The following is an 11,568-nucleotide window of genomic DNA, read 5'->3' as shown; positions in this document are numbered from 1 at the left end:
TAGTCGATCCACGCGTCACTCCCCGCTGACGTCGAGACCGTGCGCAGCCGAGTACGCCAGTGCCTGTGCGACGTCGATCCGCGCGCCCCGCAACGCGGCGGTGGTCCACAGCGTGGGATCGATCCGCGCGCCCCGCAGGTCGGCCTGCTCGAGGCGTAGCCCGTTGGTGCGCGCGCCGGTCAGATCCGCTCCGCGCAACACGGCCTTGCGCAGATCGGCCTGCACCAAGCCGGCTTCGCGCAGCCGAGACCCGGACAGGTCCACTTCGCGCAGGTCGGCCCCGCCCAGGACGGCAAGCGTGAAATCGACTTCGTCGAACACGATCGGGCGCAGCCGGCAGTTCTCAAACGTCGAGCCGAGCATGCTGCAGTTGCGGAACGTGCTATGCCACAGCGTGGCTCGCAGGAACCGGCAGTTACGAAAGGCTGACCCCTGGTGCACCGACTCGGACAGGTTTGCGCCGCCGAAGTCGCATTCGGTGAACACCACCTGCTCGGTGTGCAGGCCGGAGAGGTCCTCGTCGCGAAAGTCGTGGCCGACGAATTCGCGATCGGTCCAGTGGTCCACAGGCAGCTCTAGTTGGGTGCCAGGCTTGCCAGCGCGTACTCGCTGATCGCGATCAGTGCATCGGTGGCCGACTTGCGGTCCCTCGCATCGACGGTGAGTACCGGTGTGGTTTCCGGGAGCGTCAGCGCCCGGCGCACCTCGTCGGTGGGATACTTTGGTGCACCGTCGAATTCGTTGACCGCGATCAGGAACGGCATCTTGCGGTGCTCGAAGAAGTCGACGGCGGCGAAGCTGTCCTGCAGCCGGCGCACGTCGACCAGGATGATCGCCCCGATCGCGCCGCGCACCAGGTCGTCCCACATGAACCAGAACCTGCGCTGCCCTGGCGTGCCGAACAGGTAGAGCACCAGATCCTGGTCGAGGGTGATACGCCCGAAGTCCATCGCGACCGTCGTCGTCGACTTGCCCGGTGTGGCGTCCAACGTGTCCACGGCAGTGGAGGCGTCGGTCACCATCGCTTCGGTGCGCAACGGCATGATCTCCGACACCGCCCCCACGAATGTGGTCTTGCCTGCACCGAACCCACCCGCGACGACGATCTTCGTCGAAGCAGATGTTCGCCCCTCAGAGGGCTCGTAGGCCACGAAGGGTCCTTCCTATCAGGCTGCGGCGCTCGTCCGACGTCGAGCGGTCGGTCAAAGTGGTCTCCACCCGAAGATAACCCGCCGTCACGAGGTCACCGACGAGGACGCGCGCGACGCCGAGCGGAAGATCGAGCAGCGCCGAGATTTCGGCCACCGATGGGCGGTCGGCGCACAGTTCGCAGATCCGCCCGCGCACGTCACCCGACGGCCAATGCTGGGTGTTCGCCGACGGCATCGTCTGGATCGGCGCCTCGATGGGAAGTTCGACAGAGGTGTCGGTACGCCCCGCGGTCAGCGTGTAAGGGCGCACCAGGTTCGCCTCGGCGTCACCGGTCACGACGGTTGCGCAGCCCGCCGTGACGACGAGACCACATTGCCCACTCGCTCAACCAGAACTGCCATCTCATAACCGATTTGGCCGATGTCACAGTTCGGCGCGGCCAGCGTGGCCAGATGCGATCCGTCACCGACCCGCATCACCAGCAGGAAGCCCCCGGCCATCTCGACCACCGATTGCAGGACTTGGCCGGCCTCGAAAAGCTGTGCCGCACCCGCTGCCAGGCTGGCCAGCCCCGAGGTCACCGCGGCCAGCTGCTCGGCGCGTTCACGCGGCAGTTGCTCACTGGCCGCGATCAACAGACCATCGACCGACACCAGTACCGCGTGCGAGACACCGGGCACATCACGGGCGAAGTTCGACACCAGCCAGTCGAGTGAATTGTTCTGCGGCCGTGGCGGCAAGGTCATGAGTGGTCTTTTCCGTTCTCTGCGGAACCGGCCTGAAGGTCGGAACGCGCGGCCCGCACACCACCGAAGTGGCTGCTGAACGAGGAGCGGACCGCGTCGGGATCACGTTGCGGCAGAGCAGGCGCCGAGATGGGCTCGGCGGCGCCGGGCACCAACCGGGCGCCGGGATCGCGGACCGGCAAGCCGTGTTCGGTGTGGTCCTGTACCGGCACGTTGTCCACCTCGGCGGCGGTCTCCCAACCGTTGTCCCACACCGACTTCCAGTCCTGGGGCACCGCGATGGTGTGCGGGTCGACCATCAGCTCGTTGAGCATCTTCTGGTAGATGAAGTCGGTATCGGTGTCCTCGAAGTCGGGTGCCGACAGGTCGGCGGCCAACACGTCCATATCGCTGATGTCGAGGTGCTCCTCACGTGCCTCCTCGGCCCGCGCCCGCGCGGTGAAGAAGCGTGAGGTGTCCGAGGCGTGCTCGTTCTCGGCTGCGGATCCTGCGTCGGCGAACCACAGTGAAGGCTGCGGTTCGGGCTCCGGCTCCGGTTCTGGTTCTCGTTGTGGCGGTGGCGCGCCGGTGATCCCGCTGGAACCCGGCGAGCGTCGCGGCAGGCCACTGGCTTCGACTGCGTCCGGCTCGACCACCGCGGCGAACGGTGCGGCGTACTCGTCCTCGTCAACCGAAGTTTCGGAGGGCGCGTCGTAGCGCACTGCGTCGTCCCCGATCGGGGTGGAGTGTTCGAGCAGTTTGGCCGGGATGAAGAGCTCGGCCGTGGTCCCCGACGACGGCTCCCCCTCGACGGCGTTGCGCAGCCGCACCTCCATGCCGTGCATGTGCGCCAGCCGGCCGACCACGAACAGTCCCATGTGCCGGGTGTTGTCCTGGCTGACCTCGCCGCCGGCGTGCAGCCGCATGTTGGCGATCCGCAGGTCGCTGTCGGTCATGCCGATGCCGTCGTCGTGCACCTCGACCAGCACCCCGGCATTGCTGGTGTGCACCGCGCTGACCCGCACCGGCGAGATCGGCGGTGAGTAGCGCAACGCGTTGTCGATCAGTTCGGCGAGCATGTGCACCGCGTTGGCGGAGACCCGGCCGATCAGCGCGGAGTCGGGCACGTCGCCGATCTCCACCCGCTTGTAGTCCTCGACCTCCGAGACCGCGGCGTTGACGGCATTGGCCAACGGCAGAGCCTCGCGGTGGTCGCGGGACACCTGCGCGCCGGCCAGCACCAGAAGGTTGGAGCCGATGCGCCGCATCCGGGTGGCCAGGTGGTCGAGCCGGAACAGGTTGTCGAGCCGCTCCGGGTCCTTCTCGTTCTTCTCCAGCCGGTCGATCAGCGCGAGCTGCTGGTCGACCAGCGAGCGGTTACGCCGCGACATCGTCTCGAACATCTCGTTGATCACCAGCCGCAGCCGCGCCTCGTCGCCGGCGAGCAGCAGCGCCTGGGTGTGCAATTCGTCGACCGCGTGAGCGACCTGCCCGATCTCCTCGGTGGTGTACACCGGCAGCGGGTCGGGTTCGCGTTCATCGCCGGCCCGGACGCGGGCGATGCCCCGCTCGAGATCGGTGTGCGCGACCCGCAGCGCGCTGTCGCGCAGAATGCGCAGCGGCCGAACCAGGGAGCGAGCCACCAGCAGCACCACCACCAGCGCGGCGATGAACGCGGCCAGCACCAGTAGCGAGTCGCGGATGACGGCGTGCTTGCGGTCGGTGGCCATCTGCTGCACCGACGTGGTGACCTCGTCGGTGGTGCTCGCGACGACCTTCTCGGCGATGGCGTCGGTGGCCTGCAGCGACTGACGCAGGTCGGCGTTGCCGGCCAGCGCGGCGTCGGGGCTGGACATGATGCCCATCCGCCTGACCATCTCGCTCTGCAGGGTCTTGGCCTCGGCAGAGCCGACGCCGAGCACCTGGCTCATGCCGAACAACGTCGACGGCTCGGTGCCGGCCAGCGTGATCATCGACGTGCGCAGTTCCGGCTCGGGCAGGTCGCCGCCCTGCTCGACGAGCAGTTCCTGCATCAGCATCTGGCCGCGCGCGCCGACCGCGCGGCTCAGGCCCTGGGTCTGCGCCCGCAGTTTCTCGTCATCGAGGCGCACCGAACCGTTGATGGCGTCTTCCGCGGTCAGCAGGATCGGCGCGTAGCTGGTGATCCGGTCGCGCAGCCCGATGGTGTTCGCCGACACCGCGGCCACCAGTTGCTGGCCGCCGGTGAGCAGGTTGGTCACACCGGTGCGGACGTCGGGCGCGACGTCGGTGGAGTTGAGCTTGTTCTGCAGGGTGGCCTTGCTCTTGTCGAATGTGTTTGCCGCGGACTGGGTGTCCCCGCCTCCCGAGTAGGCCAGCAGCACTCCCTGCAGGGCGCCGACGTAGCTCTCGATCACCGGAATCATCTGGACGCGATCGGCCGCGACCTGCAGATCCCGCGCCGAATTCACCCCGTCCCAGATGCGGGCGCCCGCGAAGGCGAGCGCGAGCGCCAGCGGAACGGCCACGATCGCAAAGACTTTGCCCCGGACCGGCCAGTTGCCCAGCGACCACCGCGACGGCCGCTTCGGCGGCACGGTTAACGGCTGTTGAGTCTGATTCATCCGGACTTCCTGGTCATCGCTGCCCGTGTTGATTCACATCGGAGCTGCGCATAACCCCTGGCAATTCGTCGAGTATGACAGCCATTGCCCAGCACTTCCAGAGTCGTTACTGAACAGAGAGATACCGGTGACACCCGGTCAATTCGCGTTAGGGGGTGTCGAGCAAATTGTGCTGCGGCACAACTGAGATCATCGACTCACACGAATTACCTACGCTGGCTTGAGCAGCGCGACGAGAAAGTCGGAGTCATCGGTAAACGGCCGCACATCCCAGGTGGACAGCAGAAGATCTTGTCCGAACCCGGCTTCGGCGGCGTCGTCGAGGAACTGGCTGTACGCGTAATCGCGGCCGGCGCCGAAGCCGATGACCGCACGTCCGTCGGCGGCCAGATGCGCACGCAGTCGGGACAGCACCTGCACCCGGGTGCTCGGCGCGAGGAACGTCATCACGTTGCCCGCCGAAACGATGATGTCGAACGGTTCAGGGATCCCGCGCGCAGGCAGGTCCAGCTCGGCGAGGTCACCGACCAGCCAGCGGGGGCCGGGATGGTCGTGTTCGGCGGCCTCGATGAGCGCCGGGTCGACGTCGACCCCGACCACCCGGTGACCGACGCCGGCCAGGTATCCGCCTACCCGGCCCGGCCCGCAGCCGGCGTCGAGGATGTGGGAGCCTCGCCGAGCCATCGCGTCGATGAGGCGGGCTTCGCCGACCACGTCGTCACCGGCGCGCTCCATCGCGCGAAAGCGTTCGATGTACCACTGCGAATGTCCAGGATCGGCCGCGACTTTCTGCATCCAAAGACTGGTCTCGACCATGACGCCATTATCCGCATGCCCGGAGGGTGGCCGTGTTCCGGCTGATGTTCTACTCACCGCGGATCGCGCCGAACACCGGCAATGCCATCCGCATGGTCGCGGCCACCGGATGTGAGTTGCATCTGGTAGAGCCGTTGGGGTTCGACCTCTCCGAGCCGAAGCTGCGCCGCGCCGGACTCGACTACCACGACCTGGCGTCGGTGACAGTGCACGCGAACCTGGAACAGGCGTGGGCGGCGGTCGCGGGTGCGCGGGTGTTCGCGTTCACCGCCCATGCCACGCGCTCGTCGTTCGATATCGCCTACGAGCCGGGCGACGTGATGCTGTTCGGCCCGGAGCCGACGGGTCTGGACGCGGCGACGCTCGCCGATCCGCACATCACCGAACAGGTGCGCATCCCGATGCTGCCGGGCCGGCGGTCCCTGAATCTGTCGAACGCCGCGGCGGTGGTCGCCTATGAGGCGTGGCGCCAGCACGGGTTCGGCGGCGGCCGCTAGGCCGGCAGCGTCACCAGCTGTCCCAGTGGGTGAGCTGCTCGGCGGGCAGCCGCTTGGCGGGCTTGAAGTCGGTGCCCTTGGTGTAGGCGATCGGCCACAGGCCGCCCTGGGTGTAGTGCTCGAAGGGGATGCCGAGAAGCTCGGCGGCCTGCTTCTCGCCGTCGCCGATCAGGTGCAACGTGGTGTAGGCCGAGCCGAGACCGCGGGACCGCAGGGCGAGCATGAAACTCCATGCGGCGGGGATCAGGGAGCCCCAGTAGGACGCCTGCATTCCGGCGGGGGCGCCGTCGGGGCGGCCCTCCAGGCACGGGATCAGGAACACCGGTGCCTTCTCGAGGTTTTCGTTGAGGTACTTGGCCGAACTCAGCACCGAATCCATCTGCGCGTCGCGCATGTCGCCGCGCACGGGCGCAGGCAGATTCAGATAAGGCGTGCCGTTGGCGCGGTAGATGTCGGCCAGCGCCTTCTTCTTGGCGGGGTCCTCGACGAACAAGAACTGCCAGCCCTGGGCGTTGGAGCCGGTGGGTGCCTGCAGGGCGAGATCCAGACACTCCATCAGGACCTCACGCGGCACCGGCCGGTCGAAGTCGAGCCGCTTGCGCACCGATCGGGTGGAAGTCAGAAGTTCATCAACGGTCAGATCGAGTGTCATGGGGTGAGACTACATTCGGCCCCATGGCAACTGAACTGGATCAAGAGGTGCGCGATCGGCTTGTCGGCGACAACTTCGGCTGGTTGACCACAGTCGCCAAATCCGGTCAGCCGGTGCCCAAGTTGGTGTGGTTTTACTTCGACGGCACCGACATCGTCGTCTACACCGCGCCCGGCTCGGCCAAGGTGCGCCACATCGGCTCGCATCCGCGGGTCACCCTAAATCTGGACTCCAGCGGCGATGGCGGCGGCATCGTCGTCGTCGGCGGTCCCGCCACCATCGACAGCGAGGATGCCGACCCGCGCGACGACGCGGCGTTCTGGGCGAAATACGGTGCGCTGTCAGATCAAGCCGGCTTGACCGACTCGATGGGCGGGTACAACCTGCGGCTGCGAATCAGCATCGACAAGGTGTGGACGACGCCGACGGAGTAGGGCTGGAAGCGCAGCGGCGCAACGTTTTCCACAGATTCGACTTCATCCACAGATCGATTTCGGCGTCGGACTTTTGTCGGCGACCGCCCGTAAGCTTTCGAACATGGGTTCGATCACTGCAGCCTTGGATGCGCTCGACATCGCAGTCGAACTCTTGGGTGCCGCCGATATCGAGCAACTTCCTGCGCCCGAACGCTTTTCAGCTCTGGAACGTCTCGAGACTGCGGTGCGTCGGCAGGTCGCGGTCTCGCACACGCAGCTGACGCATCTGGAGCGCTACGAGGGTTGCCCGCCGATCCCGATCGTGTTGGCGGACGTCTTGCGGATCAGCCGTAGCACCGCCAAGCGCCGGGTCCGTGATGCCGAACAGTTGGTTCCGCGGCGGTCGCTCACGGGCGAACCGTTGGCTCCGCTGTTGCCGATGACGGGTAAGGCCTGGGATGCCGGTCTTCTCGACGGTGAGCATGTACGGGTGATTCAGAAGTTCTTCCGCGATCTGCCCGATCATGTCGGCACAGTCGAGATCGAAAAGGCCGAACGCACCCTGGCCGAGCATGCCCAGACCATGCGGCCCGACCAGCTGGAGAAGATCGCCGACCGCCTCGCCGTTCACCTCAACCCCGACGGCCAATACTCCGAGGAGGACCGGGCCCGTAAGCGTGGCTTCATGTGGTGTGGTGGTCAGCGCGCCGACGGCATGAGCGTGGGGAAGTTGGTGGCCGATCCAGCACTGCGTTCAATGCTGGATGCGTGGTTGGCGAAATTCGCCGCACCCGAACCAGACGACCCACGTAGCCATGCTCAACGCCAACATGATGCATTGGCGGATTTGGTGCGCGGCCGGCTCGGCGACCCGAAACTCGGCCAGCACAACGGCCTTCCAGTGACCATGATCGTCACGACCACTCTGCAAGAGTTACAGGCCGGTGCCGGCCACGCGGTCACCGCAGGTGGCACCCTGCTCCCGATCACCGACCTGCTTCGGATGGCCACCCCGGCCAATCACTACCTAGCTGTATTCGACGGCGTTACCGGGCAATCACTGTGGCTGGGCCGCAGCAGGCGATTGGCCTCCGCGGATCAACGAATCATGCTGCTGGCCAAATACCGTGGCTGCACGGCACCGGGATGCACCGTCAACGGCTACAACAGCCAGGTCCACCACGCCGCCAAAGACTGGAAACACGGCGGCAGCACCGACATCGACGACCTCACACTCGCGTGCAAATGTGACAACCTCTTGGTCGAAAACGACGGCTGGACCACCCGCCAACTCCCAGGCGGCCAAACCCAATGGATTCCACCCTCCGACGTCCCACTCATCGGCGGCACCAACGAGTATCACCACCCAGAACGATTGCTCCCCAAAGACGACGAAAAGGACTAGCTCACCGGAAGTCCCGCGACCGCGAACCCACCTTCATCGTGATGCGGCCCATCCGCTCGGCCACCACTGTCACTGCTCCCGTGGCGTTTTGAACCTGCCCGCGAATCAGGAGCGCCGCAGCGGTCTGGGCCAGTTTGCGATGCCGGTTCCACACCCCCGGCATGCACAGCACATTGACCATGCCGGTCTCGTCCTCGATGTTCATGAACGTCACTCCCTGAGCGGTGGCCGGCCGCTGCCGGTGCGTCACCGCCCCGGCGATCAGCACCCTGCTGCCATCGGGCACATCCAACAGCCGGTCGGCAGGAACCACTCCCATCGCGTCGAGGTCTTCGCGCAGGAACTGGGTGGGATAGCTGTCCGGTGAGATGCCGGTGGCCCACACGTCGGAGGCGGCCAACTCCACGTCGGTCATCCCGGGCAAGGCAGGCACGTGCGACGACGACCCGACCCCGGGCAGCCGATCGGGACGCTGGGTTGCCGCCGCGCCGGCTGCCCACAGGCCTTCACGGCGGGTGATCGAGAAGCAGCCGAGCGCCCCGCCGGTGGCCAGTGCCTCGGTCTGTGGCACCGAAAGCTGCACTCGCCCAGTGAGATCCAGCAGTGACGCATACGGACCACCGGCATTGCGTTCGTCCACGATGCGTTGGGCCAGCTCGTCACCGATGTGGCGCACGGCGCCCAACCCCAGCCGCACCTCCATCCCGGCATTTTCCAGGGTGGGATGCGCCAGGCTGGCGTTGACATCAGGTCCGTGCACGGTGACCCCGTGCCTGCGAGCGTCGGCGACCAGCGACTGCGGTGAGTAGAAGCCCATCGGCTGGGCGCGCAGCAGCGCGGCACAGAACGCCGCCGGGTGGTACAGCTTGAACCACGAGGAGTAGTACACCAGCGAGGCGAAGCTCAGCGAATGACTCTCCGGGAAGCCGAAATTGGCGAACGCTTCCAGCTTGTCGTAGATCTTGTCGGCAATCTCGTCGGTGATTCCGTGACGTTCGGCCATGCCGGCGTAGAACCGGTCACGCAGCCGCCGCATCTTCTCGGTGGAGCGCTTGGAGCCCATGGCTCGGCGCAGTTGGTCGGCCTCGGCGGCCGAGAATCCCGCGCAGTCCACCGCCAGCTGCATCAGCTGTTCCTGAAACAACGGCACACCCAACGTCTTTCGCAGTGCCGGTTCCATCGACGGGTGGTCGTAGGTGACCGCCTCCTGGCCGTTGCGTCGCTTGATGTAGGGATGCACCGAGCCACCCTGGATGGGCCCGGGGCGGATCAACGCCACCTCCACCACCAGGTCGTAGAACACCCGCGGCTTCAGCCGCGGAAGTGTGGCCATCTGGGCGCGTGACTCGACCTGGAACACTCCGACCGAGTCAGCCTTCTGCAGCATCTCGTACACGGCTGGATCGGCCAGATCCAGGCGAGCCAGGTCAACCTGGATGCCCTTGTGCTCGGCCACCAGATCGATGCAGTAGTGCAGCGCCGAGAGCATGCCGAGGCCGAGCATGTCGAACTTCACCAATCCGATTGCGGCGCAGTCGTCTTTGTCCCACTGCAGAACGCTGCGGTTCTCCATGCGTGCCCATTCCACCGGGCACACGTCGGCGATCGGGCGGTCGCAGATCACCATGCCGCCGGAGTGGATGCCCATGTGCCGCGGCTGGTTCTTGATCTGGACCGCCAGGTCGACCACCGACTCGGGAATGCCCTCGATATCGGGCGAGTCAGCCCCGGAGTGCCAGTGACTGATCTGTTTGCTCCAGGCGTCCTGCTGTCCTTGCGAGAAGCCAAGCGCACGAGCCATATCGCGCACCGCGCTCTTACCCCGATAGGTGATGACGTTGGCGACCTGCGCGGCATAGTCACGACCGTAGCGGTCGTAGACGTACTGGATTGCCTTCTCCCGCAGGTCCGATTCGATGTCGATGTCGATGTCGGGTGGCCCGTCACGGGCAGGCGACAGGAACCGTTCGAAGAGCAATTCGTTGGCGATCGGGTCGACGGCGGTAACCCCGAGCGCATAACACACCGCGGAGTTGGCCGCCGATCCCCTTCCCTGACAGAGGATGTCGTTCTCCCGGCAGAACCGGGTGATGTCGTGGACGACGAGGAAATAGCCCGGGAACTTCAAGGTGGCGATGATGTCGAGTTCGCGTTCGATCTGCGCGTAGGCCTCCGGGGCGCCGGCGCGCGGTCCGTAGCGCCGGGCAGCACCGATCATCACCAGCTCACGCAGCCAGCTGTCCTCGGTTTCGCCGGACGGCACATCCGGGTACGGCGGCAGTTGCGGAGCGATCAAAGCCAGCCCGAAAGCGCACTGCTCGCCGAGATCGGCTGCGGCACTGACGGCTTCGGGGTGTTGTGCGAACAGGCGCGCCATCTCCTCACCGGACCTCAGGTGTGAGCCACCCAGCGGGGCCAGCCAGCCGGCCGCCTCGTCGAGCGACTGGCGTGCCCGGATCGCCCCCATGGCCATCGCCAGCCGGCCGCGACTCGGCTCGGCGAAGTGGGCTCCGGTGGTGGCGACGACTCCCACCCCGAACCGGGGAGCCAGCGCGGCAAGGGCTGCGTTGCGTTCGTCGTCGAACGGATCACCGTGGCTGCTGAGCTCGATGCTGACCCGGTCGCGCCCGAAGCGGTCCACCAGGTCGGCCAGCGCTGCGGCCGCCGCGTCCGGGCCACCGTGTGAAAGCGCCTGCCGGACATGACCTTTGCGACATCCGGTGAGGATGTGCCAATGCCCGCCCGCCGCCTCGGTGAGCGAATCGTAGTCGTAGCGCGGTTTGCCCTTCTCGCCGCCGGCCAGATGCGCGGCGGACAGCTGGCGAGACAGCCGACGGTAGCCCTCGGGTCCACGAGCCAGCACCAGCAGATGCGGACCGGGCGGGTCGGGCACCTCGGTGCGGGCGGTATTGCTCAGCGACAGTTCGGCACCGAAGACGGTGCGCATGTCGAGTTCCTTAGCAGCCTCGGCGAAGCGCACCACGCCATAGAGGCCGTCGTGGTCGGTCAGCGCGATGGCCCGCAAGTCCAGCCGGGCCGCCTCCTCGACCAGTTCCTCCGGGGTGCTGGCCCCATCGAGGAAGCTGTAGGCCGAATGCGCATGCAGTTCGGCGTAGGGCACGGCCGACCGCTGCGGACGGTCGCCGATCGGCTCGTAGGGCTCACGGCGGCGCGACCACGCCGGACTGTCCCCGCCGTCGGCGTGCGGTTCACCAAGCGACAGACCGGGACGGCGGGGCTTGCCGTTGAGCACCCGCTCCATCTCGCCCCAGCTCGGCGGCCCGTTGAACCAACTCACCCGA

Annotated in this window: 11 protein-coding genes; 3 read left to right on the top strand and 8 right to left on the bottom strand. The window is 66.6% G+C overall.

The genetic code is table 11. The features are described 5' to 3' along the window. Positions 1–15: 15 nt before the first annotated feature. From K0O64_RS06850 to K0O64_RS06825, 6 genes are all read right to left on the bottom strand, one after another. Positions 16–567: a pentapeptide repeat-containing protein gene (locus tag K0O64_RS06850; protein WP_071947188.1), complete on the bottom strand. Its 552-nt coding sequence runs from the start codon at positions 565–567 to the stop codon at positions 16–18. Positions 568–575: 8 nt separating this feature from the next. Then, entirely contained in the window at positions 576–1,151 is a 576-nt protein-coding gene (locus K0O64_RS06845) for a GTP-binding protein (protein ID WP_071947189.1), read from the bottom strand. Beyond that, positions 1,132–1,488, bottom strand: coding sequence for a DUF742 domain-containing protein (locus K0O64_RS06840; protein WP_071947190.1), 357 nt, complete (start codon positions 1,486–1,488; stop codon positions 1,132–1,134). Before K0O64_RS06840 ends, K0O64_RS06845 begins: the two co-directional genes overlap by 20 nt. Continuing rightward, entirely contained in the window at positions 1,485–1,898 is a 414-nt protein-coding gene (locus K0O64_RS06835; RefSeq protein WP_071947191.1) for a roadblock/LC7 domain-containing protein, read from the bottom strand. Before K0O64_RS06835 ends, K0O64_RS06840 begins: the two co-directional genes overlap by 4 nt. Continuing rightward, positions 1,895–4,480 carry a sensor histidine kinase gene (locus tag K0O64_RS06830; RefSeq protein WP_071947192.1) on the bottom strand — a complete coding sequence of 862 codons (2,586 nt, stop codon included), beginning with the start codon at positions 4,478–4,480 and terminating at the stop codon, positions 1,895–1,897. The genes K0O64_RS06835 and K0O64_RS06830 overlap by 4 nt, the downstream gene beginning before the upstream one ends. 210 nt (positions 4,481–4,690) lie before the next feature. Beyond that, positions 4,691–5,296, bottom strand: coding sequence for a class I SAM-dependent methyltransferase (locus tag K0O64_RS06825; RefSeq protein ID WP_071947193.1), 606 nt, complete (start codon positions 5,294–5,296; stop codon positions 4,691–4,693). A gap of 32 nt (positions 5,297–5,328) precedes the next feature. Here K0O64_RS06825 and K0O64_RS06820 point away from each other — a divergent pair, with 32 nt between their 5' ends. After that, the gene (locus K0O64_RS06820) at positions 5,329–5,793 is read left to right on the top strand and encodes a tRNA (cytidine(34)-2'-O)-methyltransferase (protein ID WP_071950045.1); all 465 of its coding nucleotides are present in this window, start codon (positions 5,329–5,331) and stop codon (positions 5,791–5,793) included. A gap of 10 nt (positions 5,794–5,803) precedes the next feature. On the opposite strand, the gene K0O64_RS06815 is transcribed toward K0O64_RS06820, so the two are convergent. Beyond that, entirely contained in the window at positions 5,804–6,445 is a 642-nt protein-coding gene (locus K0O64_RS06815; protein ID WP_071947194.1) for a nitroreductase family protein, read from the bottom strand. A gap of 23 nt (positions 6,446–6,468) precedes the next feature. Between K0O64_RS06815 and K0O64_RS06810 the strand changes: the two genes are divergently transcribed. Both K0O64_RS06810 and K0O64_RS06805 read left to right on the top strand, forming a co-directional pair. Continuing rightward, the gene (locus K0O64_RS06810; RefSeq protein WP_071947195.1) at positions 6,469–6,879 is read left to right on the top strand and encodes a TIGR03667 family PPOX class F420-dependent oxidoreductase; all 411 of its coding nucleotides are present in this window, start codon (positions 6,469–6,471) and stop codon (positions 6,877–6,879) included. A 103-nt stretch (positions 6,880–6,982) separates the two neighbouring features. Continuing rightward, positions 6,983–8,266: an HNH endonuclease signature motif containing protein gene (locus tag K0O64_RS06805; RefSeq protein ID WP_071947196.1), complete on the top strand. Its 1,284-nt coding sequence runs from the start codon at positions 6,983–6,985 to the stop codon at positions 8,264–8,266. Position 8,267: 1 nt separating this feature from the next. Here the strand turns inward: K0O64_RS06805 and K0O64_RS06800 are convergent, their stop codons facing one another. Next, on the bottom strand, positions 8,268–11,564 hold the full coding sequence (locus K0O64_RS06800) for an error-prone DNA polymerase (RefSeq protein WP_071950046.1): 3,297 nt from the start codon (positions 11,562–11,564) through the stop codon (positions 8,268–8,270). Positions 11,565–11,568 lie beyond the last annotated feature (4 nt).

This window comes from Mycolicibacterium pallens, assembly GCF_019456675.1.
GTDB lineage: Bacteria > Actinomycetota > Actinomycetes > Mycobacteriales > Mycobacteriaceae > Mycobacterium > Mycobacterium crocinum.
The sequence above is the reverse complement of the archived record's forward strand: the minus strand, read 5'-3'. Positions and strand labels throughout refer to the sequence as shown.

What these genes read in the sequence shown, in the direction of transcription:
- K0O64_RS06825 (WP_071947193.1), bottom strand. Translation starts at nt 5,296, where the DNA reads ATGGTCGAGACCAGTCTTTGGATGCAGAAAGTCGCGGCCGATCCTGGA.
- K0O64_RS06810 (WP_071947195.1), top strand. Translation starts at nt 6,469, where the DNA reads ATGGCAACTGAACTGGATCAAGAGGTGCGCGATCGGCTTGTCGGCGAC.
- K0O64_RS06805 (WP_071947196.1), top strand. Translation starts at nt 6,983, where the DNA reads ATGGGTTCGATCACTGCAGCCTTGGATGCGCTCGACATCGCAGTCGAA.
- K0O64_RS06815 (WP_071947194.1), bottom strand. Translation starts at nt 6,445, where the DNA reads ATGACACTCGATCTGACCGTTGATGAACTTCTGACTTCCACCCGATCG.
- K0O64_RS06835 (WP_071947191.1), bottom strand. Translation starts at nt 1,898, where the DNA reads ATGACCTTGCCGCCACGGCCGCAGAACAATTCACTCGACTGGCTGGTG.
- K0O64_RS06830 (WP_071947192.1), bottom strand. Translation starts at nt 4,480, where the DNA reads ATGAATCAGACTCAACAGCCGTTAACCGTGCCGCCGAAGCGGCCGTCG.